We start from the raw sequence: 22,386 nt of genomic DNA on the forward strand, positions 1-22,386 counted from the left end.
CCGGTCCGACGACTGAAAGAGCCGCAGGGCCTGCTCTGCAACTTGGCTCAAGTAGTCAGCCACTCTGATTTTTGCCAGCTGCCGGTAGCATCCGACGGCGGCAGGAGTCTGGCACGCTCCCCTACAGCCGCTCCCGCACCTGCGTCAGGATGCGCTCCATTTCGGCGCGCACGGAGGCATCGTCGCCGGGCATGTTGTTATTCATAAAGCTGAAGGCGAGCAGCCGGCCTGATTTTGTGCGCAGGTAACCTACCAGGTTGTGGTTGTTGGTGAGCGTGCCGGTTTTGCCCCACAGCCACGGCTGGCCGGCCACCGGGCGGTAGCGGCGGCGCAGCGTGCCCTGGCCGCCACCGGCCGCCAGCAAACTCAGCAGGCGCGCTTCGGGCACTTCCTGGTGCAGCTTCAGCAGCAGGCTGGTCATGGTGCGGGGCGTGATGAGGTTAAGGCGCGAGAGGCCGGAGCCATCCACCCAGCGGGGTGCGTCGGGCAGGTTGGCGAGGTAGAGCTTCTGCATCACCCGGATGGGCCGGCGCGTACTGAGTGAGTCGGGGCCGAGGCGGCTGGAACACAGCAGCAGCAGCTGCTCGGCCAGGAAATTGTCGCTCACGCGCAGCAGGCGGCGATACAGCGAATCGACGGGCAGGCCGTGCACCACGCGCACGCTATCCTGGGGTTGGATGCGGAACGGCACTACCCCTACCGGGCGGCGCAGCGTATCCTGCAGCAGTTGCTGCAGCAGCGCGGTGCTGGTGCGGAAGGGGGTTTCGTCGACCCAGTTTTTCGAAGCCGGAAACACCGTAAACCTGTTTTCCAGCTCCAGGCGCCGCACGTGGTCGTCCTGGGGGTTGGGGGTGCCGACCGGCGCGGCCTGGGTAAGCGGGCCGAAGAAGCGCGGGTAGATGCGCGGCATGGCGCGGCCGGCCGTGCCGTAGAAGCGCACCGTGTGGCCGTACACCGGAAAGGCGCCCCGCTCGGGCTGGTAGTAGTAGTTGTAGTCATCCCAGGTCCAGCCGGGGCCGTAGGGCACCACGCTGGGAATGGCGGCGTAGAACAGCTTTTCGGGGCGGCTTTGCAGGAAGGTGAGGGCGCGGCGGCTGGGCACGTCGCCGTGCAGCAGCGTAGGGTCGCCGGTACCCCAGAAGATCAGGCTGTCACCGCGCACCACGTAACGCAGGGCGGGCACCGAGTCTGAGAGCAGGTGCAGGCCAGCATACACGCTGAACAGCTTCATGACGCTGGCCGGCGTGAAGTACTTGTCGGCGTTCAGCTCATACAGCTTCTCGCCCGTGGTGGCATCAGCCACACTCACGCCCACGTGGTGCTGGCGCAGCGCCGGCGAGGTAGTCACCAAAGCCTCCAGCCAGGCCGGATTGGGCGCGCTGCGTGCCGGAACCGAAGCCGCAGATTGAGCGAAAACCCCAAGCGGCAGCAATACCAACCCGGCCAGCAAACGAAAAACGGATACGAACATAAGCTGCAAGATGCGCACGGAAATCAGCAGAACGGCTGCCGCCCTGGTAGCTTTTTTCTGCCGACTTGGCTGGGCCTAGCTTCCGCCCTGCCTCCACGTAGCCGCTTGCGTGGGTTAAGGTTGATGTTGTACTTTTTGCCTGAGCCATTACCCCAAAATAAACAACCTGCAACCCCGCCGGCCCGGTCGAATCTGCTAACTTTGTTTCCCGTTATGCCAGACCGAACCCCTACCCCCACGGCTGCAACGGCCAAGTACATTTTCGTCACCGGTGGAGTGACTTCCTCGCTGGGCAAAGGCATCATCTCGGCCTCGCTGGCCAAGCTGCTGCAGGCCCGCGGCTTCCGGGTCACCATCCAGAAGTTCGACCCCTACATCAACATCGACCCCGGCACGCTCAACCCCTATGAGCACGGCGAATGTTATGTAACCGACGACGGCGCCGAAACCGACCTCGACCTGGGCCACTACGAGCGGTTCCTGAACGTACCGACTTCCCAAGCCAATAACGTCACCACCGGTCGCATCTACGACCACGTCATCACCAAGGAGCGCGAAGGTGCTTACCTCGGCAAGACCGTGCAGGTAGTGCCGCACATCACCGACGAAATCAAGCGGCGCATGCTGCTGCTGGGCCAGACCGGGCAGTTCGACGTGGTGATTACCGAAATCGGGGGCTCGATTGGCGACATTGAGAGCCTGCCCTTCGTAGAATCGGTGCGGCAGTTGCGCTGGGACTTGCCCGAAAATAGCTCCCTCGTCATTCACCTCACGCTGCTGCCTTACCTGAAGGCAGCCGGCGAGCTGAAAACCAAGCCCACCCAGCACTCGGTGCGCGACCTGCGTAGCGCCGGCCTGCAGCCCGACATCCTGGTGTGCCGCTCCGAATACCCGATTCCGGCCGAGATGCGCCGCAAAATCGCGCTGTTCTGCAACGTCAACATCAACTCCGTTATCGAAAGCCTCGACGCCGACAGCATCTACTCGGTGCCGCTGCTCATGCTCAAGGAGCACCTCGACGAGCGGGTTATCAAGAAGCTGAAGCTGCAGGGCGGCGCGGCCCAGCCCGATCTGGACGTGTGGAAGGACTTCCTGGGCCGGCTGAAAAACCCCACCGAGGAAGTAACCATCGCACTGGTAGGCAAGTACGTGGAGCTGCCCGACGCCTACAAATCCATCATCGAGGCCTTCGTGCACGCCGGCGCCCAGAACGAGTGCAAGGTCACCGTGCGCAGCATTCAGAGTGACCACCTGAGCGCCGAGAACGTGGCCCAACAGCTGCACGGCGTGGATGGCGTGCTGGTAGCGCCGGGCTTCGGCGAGCGGGGCTTCGAGGGCAAGATTGCGGCCGTGAAATACGTGCGCGAAAACAACATCCCGTTCTTCGGCATCTGCCTGGGCATGCAGGTGGCCGTGGTGGAGTTTGGCCGCCACGTGCTGGGCTTGGCCGAGGCGTCGTCGACGGAAATGAATCCCCAGACTCCGCATCCGGTCATTGCCATGATGGAGGAGCAGAAAACCGTGACCCTGAAAGGCGGCACCATGCGCCTGGGCGCCTACGACTGCGAGCTGCGCCGCAACTCGAAAGCCGCCAAAGCCTACGGCCGCAACCACATCAGCGAGCGGCACCGCCACCGCTACGAGTTCAACAACGAGTATCTGAAGCAGTACGAAGCCGCCGGCATGATTCCGTCGGGCCTCAACCCCGACACCGGCCTGGTGGAAGTGGTGGAGCTGGCCAACCACCCGTGGTTTGTGGCCGGGCAGTTTCACCCCGAGCTGAAAAGCACCGTCCAGAACCCGCATCCGCTGTTCGTACGGTTTGTGAAGGCCGCCATTCAGTATCGGAAGGGGTAAGCCGGGGAGGCGTAAGCTAAACGCACGTCATGCAGAGCGGAGCGAAGCATCTCGCCAGTGTGGTAGAATCAGTTACCACACTGGCGAGATGCTTCGCTCCGCTCTGCATGACGTGCTTTTTCACTCATTTCTCCTGCCAAAAACGCCGACCGGCAAATATTAACCTGACAAGTCCGACCTTTGCGGCAGCGTTGCCGGATTTTTGCGGGCGGCGCCCACTCACGCATTCCTCTTTTTGCCCTCATCTTTACCTGAATGGACAGAAATTCAGCAACCGGCCTGTTTTTGATAGCGGCCTTGCTCCTTGTCTACCTGTATTTCTTCAAGCCGGAGGCCCCGAAGGAAACACCTGCCGACAAGCCCACCACCGCCGCCGCTGCCCGGCCCGGCACCCCTGCCGCCGCCGTAGCCGCTCCGCTTGATTCGGCTGCTGCCGCCCGCACGCTGGGTGCCTTTGCCGGCGCCGCTATGGGCACCGCCCAGCAGACCCAGCTGCAGAACGGCAACCTCACCGTAACCTTCTCCTCGAAGGGTGGCCGCGTGGAGGCCGTACGCCTCAACAAGTACAAGACGTTCTTCGGCAAGCCCCTGGATTTGCTCGACGCCCAGAGCGCCCAGATTGACACCAAGTTCCGCACCACCACGGGCCAGACCGTGCGGCTGTCGGATCTGTACTTCCAGCCGACTGCCGCCCAGCCGTTTGCTGAAGGCGACAAGAAAGGCCAGCGCCTGAGCTTCGTGGCCAGCGCGGCCGGCGGCCAGATCGAGCAGGTATATACGCTGCTTGACAACTCCTACGAAATGGCCTACGACCTGCGGTTTACGGGCCTGCAGCAGGTAATGTCGCAGGAGCCGCTCACGTACACGTTCGTGGACCGCGTGCGCCAGACCGAGCAAGACATAAAGCAAAACCGCAACCACACCACCATCAACCACTACCTCGTGGACGATGAGCACGGCGCCCTGACCGAAGCCTCGGAGAAACCCGAGGAACTGGACATTGCGGAGCCGCTGAAGTGGGCCGCCCACAAGCACGACTTCTTCGTGGCCGGCATCATCGCCCAGGACAAGTTCTCGAACGGCAAGTTCAACGCCACGGTAGACCTGGCCGATACCACGTTCATCAAAACCCTAAGCACCACGCTCAGCATCCCGGCCGCCGACGTGCAGCAGGACAAAGCCAGCTTCCGCTACTACTTCGGGCCCAATTCGCTGCCCATCCTGCAGGACGTGACGCCCGGCTTTGACCGCAACGTGTATCTGGGCTGGGGCTTGTTCCGCTGGGTGAACCAGTTCGTGATTCTGCCCGTGTTCCATACGCTGGAGAAATTCATCAGCTCCTACGGCATCATCATCGCACTGCTGGTAATCCTGATCAAGCTCGTTACCTGGCCGCTGACCTACAAATCGTATGTGTCGCAGGCTAAGATGAAGGTGCTGAAACCGGAAATCGACGCCATCAAGGAAAAGGCCGGCGATGACCAGATGAAGGTGCAGCAGGAAACCATGAAGCTCTATTCCAGCTTCGGGGTGAGCCCACTGGGCGGCTGCGTGCCTCAGCTGCTCACGCTGCCGATTCTGTTTGCCATGTTCCAGTTTTTCCCCAACGCCATTGAGCTGCGGCAAGAACATTTCCTGTGGGCCAAAGACCTGAGCACCTACGACGACTTGATCAAGCTACCGTTTATGGTGCCGTTCCTGGGCAACCACATCAGCCTGTTCACGGTGCTGATGACCCTATCTACGCTGCTCATGACTTGGCAGAGCAACCAGATGAACCCAGCCGCCATGCAGGGCCCGATGAAGTTCTACAGCTACCTGATGCCGGTGGTGTTCATGTTCGTGCTCAACAGCTTCGCCTCGGGCCTGACTTGGTACTACCTGGTGTCCAACCTTGCCACGCTGGGCCAGCAGGCCCTCACGCGCAGCTTCGTGGACGACACCAAGATCCGGGCGCAGCTAGAAGCCAACAAGGTGAAAAACAAGGACAAGAAGCCCTCCGGCTTCGGTGCCCGCCTCCAGGACGCCATGCGCGCCGCCCAAGAGCGCGACACCGCTACCAACCGCTCCGCCAGTTCCGACTCGGATGCTGACGCCGGCACCTCGGCCACGGTAGTCCCCAAGCCGAAAAAGCCAACCCGCCGTTCGTAGTCTGACCTGACTCCGGCAGCCCAAAAGGCCTTCTGCTCCATGCAGAAGGCCTTTTCGCTTGTTCAGGAAGGTTGGCTGGCGAATTGGTGCGCTTTTTGGAACTTGCCCCGCAGCAACTCTTCCTCTTTTCTTTACCTCCATGCGCCATTTCCTTACGCTCCTGCTGGCCGCTTCGCTTTGCGGCTGCGCTGCCCAGGCCCAGCAAGCTCCCAAGCCCGCCAAAAAGGCTACGGCCGCCAAAAAGCCTAAAAAGCAGAAGTCCAAAGCCGCCGCGCCGGTTGCAGCGGCCCCGGCCATCATCTTCAGCCGCACGCCCTGCCTGGGCCGCTGCCCGCACTACACCGCCTCCATCTACCCTGACGGCCGCGTGCAGTACGAAGGGTTCCAGCATGCCCCGCTGGAGGGCAAGCGAGAGTTCAAAATCTCGGTTTCCACGGTGAACACCATCCTATTTCAGGCGCGGGAGATGAATTTCGCCAAGCTGCCCGCCACCTACTCCGACGGCGCCACCGACCTGCCCGCCACCAGTCTCAGCATCCGGCAGGCCGAAGGCCCCGCCACCGCCGTAACCATCGAGTCGGGCGCCCCCGCCGAGCTCACCAACCTGCTGCGCTACGTCGAGAAGCAGATTACCGACGGCCTGGGCGTCACGGCCGACCAGTAGAATAGGCCTTTCATTGCGAGGACGAAGGACGAAGCAATTCTTCCTCTCGTGGCAGACACTTTCCTTAAAGCAAAGCCCTCCGGCAATAGTGTAGTACACTAACGCCAGAGGGCTTTCTGCTTAATTCACGATTCATGCTTAGAGCACGGAGAGGAAGGAGTAGCTGCGCTGCCCTTCGATTGCTTCGCTCTGTTCGTAATGACAGCTAGTGCTTGCGCACGCGCTCCAGCACCAGCTGGTTCATGGGGTTGGGCGTGAGGCCGCGCACGTTGTTTTGGGTGAGGCGCACCACTTCGTCGTAGTATACGGCCACCACTGGGCATTCTTCCACAATGAGGCGGTCCATCTGGCGGTAAAGCTCGTAGCGCTTTTCGGTGTTCTGCTCCAGCTTGGCCTGCTCGTAGAGGCGGTCGTAGGCGGAGCTTTTGAAATGGGTTTTGTTGGGGCCGGCGGGCGCGAAGTTCTTGCTGTAGAACAGGGCTAGGTAGTTTTCCGCGTCGGGATAGTCGCCGAGCCAGCTGCGGGTGAAGAAGGCGGCGCGGCCGTTGTCGATCAGCTCGCCGTGGGCCGCGCCCTGGTTCACGTCGATTTCCACCTGCACGCCCACTTCGGCCCACTTTTTCTGGTAGTACTCGCAGTATTCCTTGGTTTCGGCCACGGTGCTCAGGCGCAGCTTCAGCGGCTTGCCGGGCCCGTAGCCGGCGGCCTTCAGCAGCGCCCGCGCCTTCTCGGGTTGGTAGGTGTAGCCGGGCACCAGCGCGGCGCTGAACGAGGGCAGCGAGGCCGGCACGAAGCCCGAGTTGCCGGGCTTGCCCACGTTGTTGAGGAAGTAGGCCAGAAACTCCGGCTTGTTGAGGGCATAGTTTAGGGCTTGGCGCACGCGCTTGTCGCGCAGGGCGCGGCCGGTTTCGGCGTTGTCGCCGCGCAGGTTGGCGGGGTCCTGCTGCATGCCCAGGTATTCGGTGTTGAGGTAAGGCACTTTCTGCAGCTGAAACTTGCCCTGGAAGTCTTCCCGCACCGTGCCGTCGGGGTACATAATTAGGTCGCGGGAGCCGCTGCGGATTCCGCTCAGGAAGTCCAGCTTGCCCTGCATAAAGGTCAGGAATTCGGTTTTGCGGTCCTGAATGAAGCTGATCTGCACGGCATCCAGGTACGGCAGCGGCTGGCCCTGGGCGTCTTTCTTCCAGTAGTTGGGGTTGCGGTGGTAGATGATGGCGTTGCCCTCGTCCCACTGCTTGAACACAAACGGTCCCGTGCCCACCGGATGCTCGCGGAAGTCCTTGCCGTACTTCTGCACGGCCTCGCGCGGCACCACGTAGGCGTACGGCATCGTCAGGATACCCAGAAACGGAATGAATGGCTCCCGCAGGTGAATGCGTAGCGTGGAGTCGTTCACGGCCACAAACGCCGTATCCGAGGGCTCGCCAGGGCTGGTTTCCAGCACCTTGCCCCGGAAAATCCAGCCGCCGGGGCTGGCCGTGGGCCCATCCAGCAGGCGCTTGAAGCTATACACAAAATCCTGGGCCAGCACGCGCCGGCCCTTGCCGCCGGCAAACACCGCGTCGTCGTGAAAACGCACTTCGGGCCGCAGCCAGAACGTGTAGGTTTTACCGTCGGGCGATATTTCGTAGCGCCGGGCCACGCTGGGGCTGGGCCGCAGGCTGTCGTCGAGGGCGACGAGGCCATTGTAGAGCTGGGTGACGGCCCAGGTGTTGGCCTGGTTGCGGGCAAAGGCCGGGTCCAGCGAGGTCAGGCTCTCGGGCTGATTGTAGCGGAAGACGCGGCGCGCATCGGTGGGCGGGGCCTGCTCGGCGCAGGAACTCAGCAGGCTAAGCAGAAGCGGGGCAAAACCAACGGCACGGCGCGAAAACGGAAACATGGGAACGGCGAAACAGTGTATATTTGCAAAGGTATCCCATCCTAGGTTTGCGGCCCTATTGCCGTTTTGCCAGCCATTTCCTCCTATGAACCTGACCTACTACGGCCATTCCTGCTTCCTGCTCGAAGCCGGTGGCAGCAAAGTACTCTTCGACCCCTTCATTCGGCCCAACCCGCTGGCCAAAGACGTGGACGTGGACAGCATCGAAGCCGATTTCATCCTGCTCAGCCACGGCCACGGCGACCATGTGGCTGATGTGGAGGAGATTGGCAAGCGCACCGGCGCCGAGCTGGTGGGCATGTACGAGGTGCTGGCCTGGTTTGAAGCCAAAGGCCTGAAAGCCGATACCAAGATGAACCTGGGCGGCACCGTGCAGCTGCCCTTCGGCACGGTGCAGATGGTGGCCGCGGCCCACTCCAGCTCCATGCCCGATGGCTCCTATGGCGGGCTGGCGGCCGGCTTCGTGGTGAAAGCCGAAGGCAAGACCTTCTACTTCGCCGGCGACACCGCCCTGACCTACGACATGAAGCTCATCGGGGAGCGGCACACGCTCGACTTTGCCATCCTGCCCGTAGGCGACCATTTCACGATGGGCGTAGACGATGCCCTGGTAGCCGCCGACTGGACCGGTGCCAGCAAAGTCATCGGCATGCACTTCGACACCTTCCCGCCCCTGGCCGTCAACCACGACGAAGCCAAGGCCAAGGCTACGGCCGCCGGCAAGGAGTTGCTGCTGCTGGCCGTGGGCGAAACCATTTCCTTTTAAAAAATTATGAATTATGAATTATGAGAGCTGAATTGGACTGCCCAGGCACCCGGTTTTCAACTCATCATTCATAACTCATACTTCATAATTCTCTCAACCACATGGGTAAAATTATTGCGGTAGCCAACCAGAAGGGCGGGGTGGGCAAAACCACCTCTTCGATCAACCTGGCGGCCTCGCTGGCCGCGCTGGAATATCGGACCCTGCTGGTAGATGCCGACCCGCAGGCCAACGCCACTTCCGGCGTGGGCTTCGACCCGAAGGATATCCAGAACAGCATCTACGAGTGCATGGTGGATGGCATCAATGCCCAGGATATTATCCTGCAAACCAACATCCTGCCCCACCTCGACCTGATGCCCTCCCACATCGACCTGGTAGGCGCCGAGGTGGAGATGATCAACCTGCCCAACCGGGAGGAGAAGATGAAGGACGCCCTGCGCCCGCTGGCTGATCAGTACGACTTCATCATCATCGACTGCTCGCCGTCGCTGGGCCTCATCACGGTGAATGCCCTCACGGCCGCTCACTCCGTGATAATCCCGGTTCAGTGCGAGTACTTCGCCCTGGAGGGCCTGGGCAAGCTGCTCAACACCGTCAAGATCATCCAGAGCCGCCTCAACGAAAACCTGGAAATCGAGGGCATCCTGCTCACGATGTACGACGTGCGTTTGCGCCTCAGCAACCAGGTGGTAGAGGAAGTGAAGCTGCATTTCCAGCAGTTGGTGTTCGATACCATCATCCCGCGCAACGTGAAACTGAGCGAGTCGCCGAGCTTCGGCATCCCGGTCATTCTGCACGACGCCGAAAGCAAAGGCTCCATCAGCTACCTCAACCTGGCCCGCGAAATCGTGGAAAAGAACGTGGAAGCTGCCGGCACCTCCGAAGCCGCCGAAGACGCGGCAGCGTAGCGTTGGGAACAGTAGTTTGAGAGCGGCCGGTGAGTTTCACCGGCCGTTTTCGTTTGGTTGATGCCCGTAGCGCGAAGCTTTTGCTTCGCGTATCGCTGCGCAGCAAACATTGGGCTGGCGTAATGCTACCCGCTTGGCAACACACGAAGCTAAAGCTTCGCGCTATGGACATACTTTGCAGAGCAGCTGAGCGTTCCACGATTTTTACGGGGCGTGGAACATTTTTCTGTCGCCTTCCCCCGCGTTTGTGTATTTTTGAATCCCGCTGCCTGGCGCCTGTGCCGGGAAGCACTTTGCAGGTATGTCAGAGAAGCAAGAAGAGAAATCCGTTCCGGCTGCGCTTCCCGCAGCGGTAAAGCGCAAAGTCGGGGGCTTAGGCCGCGGCCTCAACGCCCTGATTGAAGGCAGCTACGAGAAAAAGAGCGACCGGCTGGGCTTGGTGCCGCACCCTGTGAACTCCGTCGGGCTGATTCCGGTGGGCCACATCGAGGCCAACCCCTACCAGCCCCGCACGCACTTCGACCAAGAGGCGCTGCAGGAGCTGGCCGAGAGCATCAAGGTGCAGGGCATCATCCAGCCCGTGACGGTACGCCAGATCGGGACCAACGCCTACCAGCTCATTTCGGGGGAGCGGCGTCTGCAGGCTTCCAAGCTGGCTGGCCTTGATACTATTCCAGCGTACATCCGGAAGGCCGACGACCAGCAGATGCTGGAAATGGCCCTCATCGAGAACATCCAGCGTGAAAACCTCAACGCCATTGAAATTGCGTTGAGCTACCAGCGCCTCGTGAGCGAATGCAACCTCAAGCAGGAAGAGCTGGGCGACCGGGTGGGCAAAAACCGCTCGACCGTAACCAACTACCTGCGCCTGCTCAAGCTGCCGCCCGACATCCAGATCGGGCTGCGCGACACGGCCATCAGCATGGGCCACGCCCGCGCCCTGATCAGCGTGGACAACCCCGAGCAGCAGCTGGACTTGTTCCACCGCATCGTGGCCGAGGAGCTGTCGGTGCGGCGCGTGGAGCAGCTGGTGCGCGCCGGCCTCAACCCCGCCACCAAGCCCGACGCCGCCGACGCCAAAGCCCCGCAGGACGCCACGCCGCAGGTGCCGGTAGCCGAGCTGCGCCGCACCGAGCGCCACCTCACGGAGCGTTTCGGCAGCCGCGTACTGGTGAAGCCCGGCCCCCAGGGGCGCGGCGAAATCAAGATTGCCTTCGACTCGGTGGAAGATATGCAGCGCATCCTGCACATCCTGCAGCCGGCTTAACCCCACGGGCATGACCTCGCGTTTTCGTACTCTGGCCCTGGCCGCTGCTGCGCTCCTTCTGCCGCTGCTGGCCTCTGAGGCGCATGCCCAAACCTCCGGCACCGATGTGGCCCCGACGGCCGTCACGGCTGGGCCGGACTCGGCGCAGGTCAGCACCATTGTGGTGCCGGACTCGGTGCGGCGGACGGCGCGGCTGTTTGGGCTGAAGATGACCAAGCCCACCAAGGCCGGGCTGCTGTCGGCGCTGCTGCCGGGCGCGGGCCAGCTCTACAATGGGCGCTGGTGGAAGGTGCCGCTGGCTGTGGGCGCCGTGGGCGGCACCGTGTACGGCGAAATCTTTTATCAGCAGCGCTACACCGAGTTTGCCGACGGCTTCAATGCCCGCACCGACGGCGACCCCAACACCGTGGACAACGGCCCGCGCTCCAGCCTCCTGCGCTCGTCGGATGAGGTGAAGCGCAGCCTGAACTTCTACCGCCGCCAGCGCGACTCCTTCCTGGCCTACATTGCGCTGGCCCACGCCGTGCAGATTCTCGACGCCGTAGTGGACGCCCATTTGCGCGACTTCGACATCAGCGACGACCTGAGTCTGCAGTGGGAGCCCTCCGTGCTGCGGATGCCTACGCTGGCCGCCGCCCCCGGCGTCAGCCTGACTTTAACCTTTAAATAAATGGCCAAACGGCTGGACGACTGACTGGCTGATTGTGGGGGCCGCTGTGTTCACCCTGTCACCTATCCAGTAAATCATCCATCCGGTAAGCCATTCAACCATTCAACATGAGACTTCTGCTGATCGGCTACGGCAAAATGGGCCGCGCTATTGAAGCCCGCGCGGTGGCCCGTGGCCACGAGGTGGTGGGCATCATCGACCCCTCCAACCCCAAGCTGAGCATTACCGACTTCACTCCCGCTACCGTTGATGCGGCCATCGAGTTTACGCACCCCGACGCGGCCTTTGCCAACGTGCAAGCCTGCCTGCGCCAGCGGATTCCGGTGGTGTGCGGCTCTACGGGCTGGCTGCACCACTTCCAGGAGGCCGTGGAGCTGTGCCAGCAAACCGACGGCTCGCTGTTCTACGCCTCCAACTACAGCGTGGGCGTGAATCTGTTCTTCCACTTCAACGAGTACATCGCCACCAAAATGCATCAGTTCGGTGGCTACGATGTACAGGTGCGCGAAATCCACCACACCCAGAAGGTGGACCAGCCCAGCGGCACGGCCCTGACGGCTGCTGAGGCTATTCTGCGCCACTTCCCCAGCAAAACCATCTGGCGCAACGAGCCCGCCCAGCAGCCCGAGGAGCTGGCCGTGCTCAGCGAGCGTACCGGCGCGGTGGTGGGCACCCACATCGTTACGTATTCTTCCGAAGCCGATACGCTGGAGCTCAAGCACGAAGCCCATACCCGCGACGGGTTCGTGGACGGCGCGTTGCTGGCGGCCGAGTGGCTGCCGGGCCATCAGGGCGTGTTCGGGATGAAGGATCTGCTGGGGCTGTAGAAAATGTAGCATAAGCTTTAGCTTGTGCCGCCGTTCCAACTTTCCGGCAGCTCTTCCACGGCTTCCAGCATCCCCTATCTTTACCTTTCCGGCACGGGCTGCTGCCTTTGCTCCATTTCTCGCTTCACTATCATGGCCATACAACAGTCCTGGGAAGAACGCATGAAAGCGGCTTCCGCTTCCAGCAAACCCGTTAATGCCCGCAAAAAAGGCTTCTTCCGGGAGTGGGGCGACGCCATTCTGTTTGCGGTGGTGGCCGCCACCCTTATCCGCTGGGCTACTTTCGAAGCCTACACCATCCCGACGCCCTCCATGGAGGACTCGCTGCTGGTGGGCGACTACCTGTTTGTGAGCAAGCTGCACTACGGCGCCCGCACGCCCCAGACGCCGCTGCAGATTCCGCTCACGCACCAGACGCTGTGGGGCTCCGGCATCAAGAGCTACTCCGACGCCATTCAGCTGCCCAGCTACCGCCTGCCGGGCTTTTCGGAAGTGAAGCGCGGCGACGTGGTGGTGTTCAACGTGCCCTTCGAGAGCCAGCACCCCGCCGACCTGCGCACCAACTACATCAAGCGGTGCGTGGCCGTGGCCGGCGACGTGCTCGAAATCAAGGATACGCAGGTGTTCATCAACGGCAAGCCGATGACCAACCCGCCGCAAAGCCAGAACCGCTACTTCCTGCAGGTGCCCCAGCCCAACGACGACCTGTACAAGGCCTTCCAGGACCAGCACGTGACCAACTTCAACCGGCCCGATGGCAAGCCGGAACCGATTTTCGGCACCCAGGAGCCCACGTTCATGATTGACGCCACGCCCGCCACCGCCGACTTCTTCCGCAAGCAGCCCTACGTGAAGGCCGTGGTGCAGGACAAGGCCGAAGCCGGCCAGCCCGAAGCCGACGTGTTCCCGAACAATCCCGACTATCCGCAGAGCACGCCCCAGCCCCTCAACCTCTGGAACAAGGACAACTACGGCCCGCTGCAGCTGCCCAAAGCCGGCCAGACCGTGCAGCTGACGCCCCAGAACACGCCCATGTACCAGAAGATCATCATGCGCTACGAGCACAACGAGGGCGTGACGATGGCCAACGGCGTGCTGCTGCAGAACGGCCAGCCGCTGAAAAGCTACACGTTCAAGCAGGACTACTACTTTATGATGGGCGACAACCGCCACGACTCGCTGGACTCGCGCTACTGGGGCTTCGTGCCCGCCGACCACATCGTGGGCAAGGCCGTGCTGATCTGGATGTCGGTTGACCCCTACGCCGACTTCCTGCACAAAATCCGCTGGAGCCGCCTGTTCAGCACCGTCGACTAACTGTCATTGCGAGCAGAGCGAAGCAATCCTTCCTCTAGTAGCAGACACTTTCCTTACAGCAAAGCCCTCCGGCGTTAGTGTGCTACACTACTGCCGGAGGGCTTTCTGCTTAGGGTTGCTTAGCTCAAAAGAGAGGAAGGATTGCTTCGCTTCGCTCGCAATGACAAGGGTTTACCACTTAATCGGTTCCAGGCCGTGCTGCTGGAGGTAGGCGTTGGTTTTGCTGAAGGGACGGGAGCCGAAGAAGCCGCGGTCGGCGGCGTAGGGCGAGGGGTGGGCCGATTTAAGGATGAGGTGCTTGCGGGCGTCGATCAGCTCGGCTTTCTTCTGAGCATAGGCGCCCCACAGAATGAACACCACGTGCTCTTTTTCCTCGGATACCTTCTGAATAACAGCATCGGTGAACTGCTCCCAGCCGCGCTTCTGGTGGCTGGCGGGCTCGCCGGCGCGCACCGTGAGGGTGGCGTTGAGCAGCAGCACGCCCTGCTCGGCCCAGCGGTCGAGGTTGCCGTTGGGCGCCGGGGGTGTTTCCGGGATGTCGGCCTGCAGCTCCTTGAAAATATTCTGCAGCGAAGGCGGCGTCCGGATGCCGTCGGCCACGGAGAAGCTAAGGCCGTGGGCCTGGCCCTTGCCGTGGTAGGGGTCCTGGCCCAGAATCACCACCTTCACCTGCGGCAGCGGGCAGGCATCGAAGGCGTGGAAGATCTGCGGGCCGGGCGGATACACAGTGGCCGTGGCGTACTCGCCTCGCACAAAGGCAATAAGATGCGGAAAGTACGGTTTCTCAAATTCGGGCTGTAATACTTTGCGCCAGCTCTCTTCTATCTTTACATTCATCCTCTGGAAAAATTATTTTGCGGGGTAAGTACGCCATCCTGGTGGCCGGCTGCGTAAATAAACCAATTTCTGTCCTCGTCTGTTAGTCTCACCCACACCCGCACAGCAGCCATGAATACGACCACTACGCAGGGCGTCACCGTGAGCGTCACGACCAACTACCTGCCCGACTACTCTAGCCCTAGCCAGGAGCATTACGTATTTGCCTACAAGATTGATATTCGCAACAACAGCGAGTACACCGTGAAACTGCTGCGCCGCCACTGGTACATCTACGACGCCAACGGCGTGGTGCGCGAAGTGGAGGGCGACGGCGTGGTAGGCCAGCAGCCCGTGCTTGAGCCCGGCGAGGCCCACCAGTACGTATCGGGCTGCAACCTGAAGTCGGGGCTGGGCAAGATGCGCGGCACCTACGACATGGAGCGGCTGGCCGATGGCAGCACCTTCGAGGTGGAAATCCCGGAATTCACGCTTGTGGTGCCGTACCGCCTGAACTAGCGCTTGCTGACTGAATAACTTGCTGACTGAATAAGTAGAACGTCATTCCGAACGGAATGAGGACTCTCGCTGGTCTGGTAGAAGCATTTACCCAGCCTGTAAGATTCCTCACTCCGTTCGGAATGACGTTCTTTGCCTTTGGTATCAACTACACTCTGTTTTGGTCTTTCAGGCTCTCAGCTACCTTCGGTTTCTCGCGCGCTCCGGCAACACCCACGGCCTGCACTCGCCCTTCGTGTTCGGGCTCTACGCCTACGTTATCAACCACACCGGGCAGTTTGCGGCGTTTGAGGCCATTGAGCAGCGGCGCCAGGAGCTGCAGCGCAGCCCCCAGACCATTCAGGTGCGCGACTTTGGGGCGGGCTCGCACACCGGCGCGGGCCGGCAGCGCCGCCTACAGGACATTGCCCGCACGGCCGCCAAGCCGCGCCCACTGGCGCAGCTGCTGTTCCGGCTGGTCAATCACTTCCAGCCGCGCACCATTCTGGAGCTGGGCACCTCGCTGGGCCTAACCACCGCCTACCTGGCCGCGGCCGACTCGCGCAGCCGCGTGCTGACGTTTGAGGGCTGCCCGGCCACGGCCACCGTGGCCCGCGAAACCTTCGCCCAGCTGGAGCTGCGCAACATCGAGCTGGTGGAAGGCAACCTCGACGACACCCTCGCCCCTGCCCTGGCGGCGCTGCCGGCCCCGCTGGATTTCGCCTTCTTCGACGGCAACCACCGCTACGAGCCCACGCTGCGCTACTTCGAGCAGTGCCTGCCCCACCGCACCGAGCGGAGCGTGTTTGTGCTCGACGATATTCACTGGTCGCGGGACATGGAGCGGGCCTGGAACGTCATCCGCAAACACCCAGAGGTGCGCCTGACTATCGACCTGTTCTTTATCGGCCTCGTGTTCTTCCGCCGCAACCAGCCCCGCCAGCACTTCCGCCTGCGCTTCAACAACACCCTGGACAAGCTGCTGGAACGCACCCGCCGGCTGGGGGCTTGATTTCGATTTTCGGGATTCGGTTTTCGTAGTTCGTTTTCTATGAGCCGTTTTCAGTGCAATCCAGAACCCCGAAAACCGAATCCCGAAAAACGGACTTACCGAATGGCCTCCCGCACGCGGGTCAGCTTGATGAGCAGGTCTTCCAGCTGGTCGAGGGCCAGCATGTTGGCGCCGTCGGACTTAGCCGTGGCGGGCGTGGGGTGGGTTTCGATGAACAAGCCGTCGGCGCCGACGGCAATGGCGGCTTTGGCAATGGTTTCGATGAGGGCCGGCTGGCCGCCCGTCACGCCGCTGCTCTGGTTGGGGCGCTGCAACGAGTGGGTCACGTCCATCACCACGGGCACGCCAAACGCCTGCATGGCGGGCAGGTTGCGGAAGTCCACCACTAGGTCGGAGTAGCCGAACGAGTTGCCACGGTCCGTGAGGATGACGTTTTCGTTGCCGGACTGGCGCACTTTATCCACGGCAAACTGCATGGCCTCGCCGTTCAGGAACTGACCTTTTTTCACGTTCACCACCTTGCCGGTTTTCGCGGCCGCAATCAGCAGATCGGTCTGGCGGCACAGGAAGGCCGGAATCTGCAGCACGTCCACGTACTCAGCCGCCAGCGCCGCCTCGTCCGATTCGTGAATGTCCGTCACGGTAGGCACCCCGATTTCGCGGCCCACCTTCTGCAGAATGCGCAGCGCCGTTTCGTCGCCGATGCCGGTGAACGAGTCGAGGCGGCTGCGGTTGGCTTTGCGGTACGAGCCCTTGAAGATGTAAGGAATCTGCAGCTTGTCAGTCAGGTGCTTCACCTTCTCGGCGATGCGCAGGGCCATGTCTTCGCCTTCGATTACGCAGGGGCCCGCCATCAGGAAAAACTGGCCGGAGTTGGTGTTGCGGAAGTGGGGCAGCGCGTTGGCGAGTTGGTTGATCATATAGCGTAGGCTTTAGCCTGTGCCAAACAGCGCACAAGCAGGTGAAACAGCCGCAAAGGTAAACGGAAGCCCCGGTTGCGCACCGACTGCACCAACCAAGTGCTTTCGGCACCCTAGCCGGCACAGGCTGAAGCCTATGCTACAGCACCAGCTTGCGCCGCAAACTGATGAACAGTTCCCGCCCCTGTCGGGGCCGCAGCGAGTTGGTGGCCGTATCGAAATGCACGAAATCAAAATACGGCTCGAAATACGCCCGGTATTCCTCGCGCGTGCCCCCGAAGGGCGGCTCCGTAGCGGGCCCGAAGTCGGTATCGAAGAGCAGGCCGGCCAGCGTGCCGCCGGGCCGAAGCAGGTGGGCGCACTGGCGGGCGTAGGCGGGGCGCAGGTGCGGGGCCAGGGCGCAGAAGAAGGTTTGCTCCACTATCAGGTCGTAGGGCGGGGCGGCCGGCAACTCAAAAAAATCCTGCTGCAGCAGGTGGGCCGCCGGAAACCCGGGTACGCGCTGTTGCAGGGCCGCCAGCGGCTCCGGCGCCAGATCGGCCACGAACACCTGCGAGAAGCCCAGACCATGCAGGTACTCAGCCTCGTAGGCGTTGCCGGCCCCCGGAATGAGGATACGGCGGGCATAATCGGGCTCCAGCTGATTGAAATAATCGCGCAAAGGCGGCGTTACGGCTCCGGCATCCCAGCCAGTGCGCCCCGTGGCGTAGCGGCCGCGCCAGTAGTTTTCGTCGAAGGAAACGGCAGATTTCATAGGCGTTCCGTACATTTTGGGGCACTGCTGGCCGGCAGCAAAACCGGTTTTGTTTTAAATTTTCGTTTGTTTGTGCGTAAAGGTAACGCACGCACCGGCCCAGCCGGTCTTCATTTAACCCCGCTCGCAATGGAACCAACCCAAAGCCCTGAACCCCGCAACAACAGTCGTATCCTGCTCATTGCCGCCCTGTTTCTGGTCTTGCTGGGCATCAACGGCGTATTGTACTGGATGAACCGGCAGAAAAGCGCGGAGAATGAGCAGCTCACCACGCAGGTAGCAGAAAAGGACGATCGGCTGAAAACGCAAATCGCCGAGTACGAGAAGCTGAAGGCCGATTTCGAGCGCCAAAGCCAGGAAGTGCAGAGCATGGGCCTGTCGAACGACTCGCTGGAAGCTAAAATCGCCTCTATCAACGCCGACCTGCTGAAGCTGCGCTCATTCAAGTCGAGCAGCTTCTCGGTGGCCGAGCAGCGCCGCTTCAAGGCCCGCGCCCAGAATCTGGAGTCGCAACTGCGCAAAAAGGACGACGAAATTGCCCAGCTGAAAGCCGACAACGAGGCCCTCTACACCGAGGCTACCACGCTGAAGGAGCGCCAGAACAAGCTCACCGATACCATCACGACCATCGCCCGCACCAACCAGGAGCTGACCGAGAAAGTGGCCGTGGCCTCGCGCCTGCAGGCCGAGAACATCCGGGTGGGCGTGGTGAACTCGCGCAACAAGGAGAAGGACGACGACGACAACGAGTTCAAGGCTAAGCGCGTCGAGAAAATCAAAATCAGCTTCAACCTGGCCCGCAACGACGTATCGCCGAAGGAAACCAAGCAGATCATGCTGCGCCTGATTGAGCCCGACGGCGCCGCGCTCTACAACCTGAGCACCGGCGGCGGCACGTTCATGATCGACGGCTCGGAAGCTTTCTACACCGCCAAGCAGGACCTCGTGTACGACAACACCCGCCAGCCTGTGCAATTCCTGTACGCCAAAGGTGCCGCCTACAAAGTGGGCCTGCACACCATCGAGCTGTACGAAGGTGGCGTGATGATCGGCAAGACGACGTTCACGCTGAAATAGGCAGCCACGAGCCGCTACCACGCGTTTTTCAAAAGCGCCGGTCTACTGGCCGGCGCTTTTTCGTTTCAGAAAGCGCCCGGTTTCAGCCGCCGGCAACTGGCCGGCCGTGACACTTCGCCCACCATTCCAAGCAGATACGTTGCCCCATGACGACGCCCTTTTCCCTGCAGCCCACGCTGGAAACCGACTCCCTGCGGCTGCTCCCGCTGCAGGAAGCTGATTTTGCCGAGTTGTACGCCGTTGCCGCCGACCCCAGAGTGTGGGAGCAGCACCCCAACAAAGACCGGTGGCAGCGGCCGGTGTTTCTAAACTTCTTCGAAGGCGCCATCCAGAGCCAGGGCGCTTTCAAAATCGTGAACAAGGCCAATGGGGCCACTCTGGGCAGCACCCGCCTCTACGACTACAGCGCCGAAGACAACAGTCTCCTCATCGGCTACACCTTCTACGGCACCCAATCCTGGGGCAAGGGCATCAATCTGGCCGTGAAAAGGCTGCTTCTGGATTACGCGTTTCAATTCGTGGATACCGTCCGCTTTCATATCGGGGCCGAAAACGTTCGCTCGCAGATTGCCATCCAGCGCCTGGGGGCCCGCAAAGTTGCCGAGCAGGAAGTGGCGTACTACGGGGAGCCATCCAAGCTGAACTTCGTGTTTGAAATCACGAAGCAGGAATGGGCAGCTCATCCCGTCGGCTCGTAAGTACCTGGTTATAATCAAGTGCCTTATTCGCATGAATAAAAAAGAGCGCCGACCATCAGGTCGGCGCTCTTTTTTCTGCTGCCAGAGGCAGACTGCGCGGGTCAGGCTATTGCGCCAGCGAAGCCTCGAAATCATCCAGCTTTTTCAGGGTGGCCTTGATGTTCTCGGTGAACATCACGACTACCGAGCCCGGCTTTGCGGTGGCCAGCACGTGGTCGATGGCGTCCATCTCGTTTTCGATGTAGGTGATGGGCAGGTCCGGCGTATCGAGGCGCAGGCCGCGCTCCATGATTTCCTTCAGCTGCTCCGCCGTTTTGCCGCGCAGGTCGCGGTCCTGGCGCAGCACAATCTCATCGAAGATGCGGCCGGCGATGCGCGCAAAGCCCAGCGTGTCTTCGTCGCGCCGGTCGCCAAGGCCCGAGATGACACCCACTTTGTGGGTGGCCTCGGTGGCGTCCAGGAACTGGGCGAATTTCTCGATGCCGTGGGTGTTGTGGGCGTAGTCCACAATCACCTCGAAGGTCGGGAACTTGTACACGTTCATGCGGCCCGGCGTTTTGGTAGCCGAGGGAACAAACGTGCGCAGGGCCAGCTTGATGTCGTCTTTATCGAAGCCGTAGCAGTAGCAGGCCAGGGCCGCCGCCAGCGAGTTTTCGATGTTGAATGTAGCGCGGCCGCCCAGCGTAATCGGGAACTCCGCGGCCCGGTCGATGCGGAGCTTGTAGCTGTTCTTGTAGATGGTGATGTAGCCTTCCTCGTACACGGCCGCCAGCCCGCCGTTTTCGGCGTGCTCCCGGATGCGGGGGCTGTGCTCGTTCATGCTGAACAAAGCCACGCGGCACTCCAGCTTCTCGCGCATGGCGTACACCAGGTCGTCGTCGGCGTTGAGCACGGCCCAGCCATTTTTACGCACCGTGCGGGGCAGCACGCCCTTCACGGCGGCCATTTCCTCCACCGTGTAGATGTCGCGCATACCCAGGTGGTCGGCCGCCACGTTGGTTACCACGGCCACGTCGCAGGTATGGAAGCCCAGGCCCGAGCGGAGCATGCCGCCGCGGGCCGTTTCCAGCACTGCGAAGTTCACGGTCGGGTCTTTCAGCACAAACTCGGCGCTCTGGCCGCCGGTGCAGTCACCGCTTTGCAGCTGCACGCCCTGGATGTAGATGCCATTGGTGGTGGTGTGGCCCACTTTGTAGCCTTTGGAGGCCACAATGTGCGCCAGCAGCTGCGTGGTGGTGGTTTTGCCGTTGGTGCCGGTCACGGCAAAAATCGGAATCCGGGCGGTGCTGCCCTGCGGAAACAGCATGTCCACTACCGGAGCGGCCACATTGCGCGGCAGGCCCTCGGTGGGCGAAATATGCATCCGGAAGCCGGGCGCAGCATTCACCTCAATCACCGCGCCGCGGGTTTCGTTGAGCGGAATGGCAATATCAGAGGTCAGCAGATCGATGCCACAGATGTCGAGGCCCACGATGCCGGCCACGCGCTCCGCGAGCAGCAGGTTGTAGGGGTGCACCAGGTCGGTCACGTCGGTGGCGGTGCCACCGGTGCTGATGTTGGCGGTGCTTTTCAGGTACAGCTCCTGGCCGGCTGGCAGCACGCTGTCCAGCGTCAGGGCCTGGTTTTTGAGCAGGTCGATGGTGTGCTGGTCGGCTTTGATGCTGGTGAGCACCTTTTCGTGGCCGAAGCCGCGGCGCGGATCTTCGTTGACCTTATCAATCAGCTGCTGGATGGTGCTACTGCCGTCGCCGCGCACGGCGGCTGGGGTGCGCTTGGCCACGGCTATAAGCTTGCCGGCCACTACCAGCATGCGGTAGTCGTCGCCCTGGATGAACTGCTCCACGATAACGGCGCGGGAGTACTTCTGGGCCGCCTTGAAGCCTTCTACGGCATCGTCCCAGTTCATGATGCGGATGGTGGCGCCCTTGCCGTGGTTGCCGTCGAGCGGCTTGGTCACGATGGGGAAGCCCAGCTCCTCCACGGCGTCGCGCAGGCCATCCTCGGAGTAAACGGTGGTGCCGTTAGGCACGGGCACGCCCGCATCCTTGAGCATGGCCTTGGTGCGGTTCTTATTGCCGGCTACCTCCACCCCGGCGTGCGAGGTGTAGCTGGTGGTCGTGGCCCAGATGCGCTTCTGGTTGACGCCGTAGCCGAGCTGGATGATGCTGCTGTTTTTGAGCTGGATGTACGGGATGTTGCGCGAAGCCGCCTCCGATACAATGCTCCAGGTGCTGGGCCCGAAAAACTCTTCTTCCCGGATTTCGTGCAGTTCGTCCACAATGGCCTTCACGTTCACGTCGCGGCCCTCGCAGAGGTCTTCCACCAGCTGCACGGCTGCCTCAGCGGCCATGCGGCCGGCGCGCTCCTCCTGGTAGCTGAACACCACAAACTCCACCCCTTCCTGATGCGCCGGGTACGACTTGCCCCAGTACACGGGCATGCCCGCCATGCGCTGCAGCGCCAGCGCCACGTGCTGAATTACGTGGCCCAGCGGTTCACCGTCCTGTAGCTGCTCGGCCGTGAGAGGCGGGTGCTTGTGGGCGGCTTTGCCGGCCTCGTTGGGCTGGGGCTGGCCCAGTTCGGGCAGCAGCTGTGGCAGTCGCTCCGCCAGGGCCGGAAAATTGTTCGACCAGGAGTCGGCCAGCTCCTGCATATCTACTTTCAGAACAATCAGCTTGTAGTGCTTGACGGACCAAAAGCTGGGCCCGCGCATGGTGCGGAGGTCAATAATCTTCATAAAAACGAAAGGGGTGGAAACAGAGTCGAGCGGATTGTACGCTGGAGTTAAATGTAGGGATTTGAGCCTGCAATGCCAGCACCCACCGGTTTTT

19 protein-coding genes are annotated in these 22,386 nt (G+C 61.7%); 13 read left to right on the forward strand and 6 right to left on the reverse strand.

Going from position 1 to position 22,386, the window contains the following annotated elements; genetic code table 11:
- Positions 1-121 precede the first annotated feature (121 nt).
- Positions 122-1,471: a D-alanyl-D-alanine carboxypeptidase/D-alanyl-D-alanine-endopeptidase gene (locus O9Z63_RS11645; protein ID WP_270125395.1), complete on the reverse strand. Its 1,350-nt coding sequence runs from the start codon at positions 1,469-1,471 to the stop codon at positions 122-124.
- Between the two features lie 213 nt (positions 1,472-1,684).
- On the opposite strand from O9Z63_RS11645, the gene O9Z63_RS11650 reads away from it, so the two are divergent.
- The 3 genes from O9Z63_RS11650 (at position 1,685) to O9Z63_RS11660 (ending at position 6,143) form a co-directional block, all read left to right on the forward strand.
- Positions 1,685-3,328 (forward strand): CTP synthase, encoded by a 1,644-nt coding sequence (locus O9Z63_RS11650; RefSeq protein ID WP_052381539.1) that lies wholly within the window; start codon positions 1,685-1,687, stop codon positions 3,326-3,328.
- Positions 3,329-3,583: 255 nt separating this feature from the next.
- The gene (gene yidC / locus O9Z63_RS11655) at positions 3,584-5,479 is read left to right on the forward strand and encodes a membrane protein insertase YidC (RefSeq protein ID WP_270125396.1); all 1,896 of its coding nucleotides are present in this window, start codon (positions 3,584-3,586) and stop codon (positions 5,477-5,479) included.
- A 139-nt stretch (positions 5,480-5,618) separates the two neighbouring features.
- Entirely contained in the window at positions 5,619-6,143 is a 525-nt protein-coding gene (locus O9Z63_RS11660; RefSeq protein WP_270125398.1) for a DUF6438 domain-containing protein, read from the forward strand.
- A gap of 205 nt (positions 6,144-6,348) precedes the next feature.
- On the opposite strand, the gene O9Z63_RS11665 is transcribed toward O9Z63_RS11660, so the two are convergent.
- Complete coding sequence (locus O9Z63_RS11665; RefSeq protein WP_270125399.1) at positions 6,349-8,022, reverse strand: ABC transporter substrate-binding protein; 1,674 nt, start codon at positions 8,020-8,022, stop codon at positions 6,349-6,351.
- A gap of 85 nt (positions 8,023-8,107) precedes the next feature.
- Between O9Z63_RS11665 and O9Z63_RS11670 the strand changes: the two genes are divergently transcribed.
- The 6 genes from O9Z63_RS11670 to lepB all read left to right on the forward strand — a co-directional run bounded on the left by O9Z63_RS11670 (position 8,108) and on the right by lepB (position 13,780).
- Positions 8,108-8,788: a metal-dependent hydrolase gene (locus O9Z63_RS11670; RefSeq protein WP_270125400.1), complete on the forward strand. Its 681-nt coding sequence runs from the start codon at positions 8,108-8,110 to the stop codon at positions 8,786-8,788.
- 101 nt (positions 8,789-8,889) lie between these two features.
- Positions 8,890-9,699, forward strand: coding sequence for a ParA family protein (locus O9Z63_RS11675; protein WP_270125401.1), 810 nt, complete (start codon positions 8,890-8,892; stop codon positions 9,697-9,699).
- A gap of 301 nt (positions 9,700-10,000) precedes the next feature.
- Positions 10,001-10,966: a ParB/RepB/Spo0J family partition protein gene (locus tag O9Z63_RS11680; RefSeq protein ID WP_270125403.1), complete on the forward strand. Its 966-nt coding sequence runs from the start codon at positions 10,001-10,003 to the stop codon at positions 10,964-10,966.
- A gap of 10 nt (positions 10,967-10,976) precedes the next feature.
- Positions 10,977-11,636 (forward strand): DUF5683 domain-containing protein, encoded by a 660-nt coding sequence (locus O9Z63_RS11685; RefSeq protein WP_270125404.1) that lies wholly within the window; start codon positions 10,977-10,979, stop codon positions 11,634-11,636.
- A 107-nt stretch (positions 11,637-11,743) separates the two neighbouring features.
- Complete coding sequence (dapB, locus tag O9Z63_RS11690; protein WP_270125405.1) at positions 11,744-12,463, forward strand: 4-hydroxy-tetrahydrodipicolinate reductase; 720 nt, start codon at positions 11,744-11,746, stop codon at positions 12,461-12,463.
- 132 nt (positions 12,464-12,595) lie between these two features.
- Positions 12,596-13,780, forward strand: coding sequence for a signal peptidase I (lepB, locus tag O9Z63_RS11695; RefSeq protein ID WP_270125406.1), 1,185 nt, complete (start codon positions 12,596-12,598; stop codon positions 13,778-13,780).
- A 171-nt stretch (positions 13,781-13,951) separates the two neighbouring features.
- Here the strand turns inward: lepB and O9Z63_RS11700 are convergent, their stop codons facing one another.
- Positions 13,952-14,617 carry a uracil-DNA glycosylase gene (locus O9Z63_RS11700; RefSeq protein ID WP_270125407.1) on the reverse strand — a complete coding sequence of 222 codons (666 nt, stop codon included), beginning with the start codon at positions 14,615-14,617 and terminating at the stop codon, positions 13,952-13,954.
- 111 nt (positions 14,618-14,728) lie between these two features.
- On the opposite strand from O9Z63_RS11700, the gene apaG reads away from it, so the two are divergent.
- Positions 14,729-15,115 (forward strand): Co2+/Mg2+ efflux protein ApaG, encoded by a 387-nt coding sequence (apaG, locus tag O9Z63_RS11705; protein WP_044016700.1) that lies wholly within the window; start codon positions 14,729-14,731, stop codon positions 15,113-15,115.
- 160 nt (positions 15,116-15,275) lie between these two features.
- Positions 15,276-16,106, forward strand: coding sequence for an O-methyltransferase (locus tag O9Z63_RS11710; RefSeq protein ID WP_270125408.1), 831 nt, complete (start codon positions 15,276-15,278; stop codon positions 16,104-16,106).
- A gap of 95 nt (positions 16,107-16,201) precedes the next feature.
- Here the strand turns inward: O9Z63_RS11710 and kdsA are convergent, their stop codons facing one another.
- Both kdsA and O9Z63_RS11720 read right to left on the reverse strand, forming a co-directional pair.
- Entirely contained in the window at positions 16,202-17,026 is an 825-nt protein-coding gene (kdsA, locus tag O9Z63_RS11715) for a 3-deoxy-8-phosphooctulonate synthase (RefSeq protein WP_270125409.1), read from the reverse strand.
- A gap of 139 nt (positions 17,027-17,165) precedes the next feature.
- On the reverse strand, positions 17,166-17,780 hold the full coding sequence (locus tag O9Z63_RS11720) for a methyltransferase domain-containing protein (protein WP_270125410.1): 615 nt from the start codon (positions 17,778-17,780) through the stop codon (positions 17,166-17,168).
- Between the two features lie 129 nt (positions 17,781-17,909).
- On the opposite strand from O9Z63_RS11720, the gene O9Z63_RS11725 reads away from it, so the two are divergent.
- Positions 17,910-18,857 (forward strand): hypothetical protein, encoded by a 948-nt coding sequence (locus O9Z63_RS11725; protein WP_270125411.1) that lies wholly within the window; start codon positions 17,910-17,912, stop codon positions 18,855-18,857.
- Between the two features lie 146 nt (positions 18,858-19,003).
- Positions 19,004-19,555, forward strand: coding sequence for a GNAT family N-acetyltransferase (locus tag O9Z63_RS11730; RefSeq protein ID WP_270125412.1), 552 nt, complete (start codon positions 19,004-19,006; stop codon positions 19,553-19,555).
- 106 nt (positions 19,556-19,661) lie between these two features.
- On the opposite strand, the gene cphA is transcribed toward O9Z63_RS11730, so the two are convergent.
- Positions 19,662-22,292, reverse strand: a complete 2,631-nt coding sequence (gene cphA, locus O9Z63_RS11735; RefSeq protein WP_270125413.1) for a cyanophycin synthetase — start codon at positions 22,290-22,292, stop codon at positions 19,662-19,664.
- Positions 22,293-22,386 lie beyond the last annotated feature (94 nt).

This window comes from Hymenobacter yonginensis (assembly GCF_027625995.1).
Lineage (GTDB): Bacteria > Bacteroidota > Bacteroidia > Cytophagales > Hymenobacteraceae > Hymenobacter > Hymenobacter yonginensis.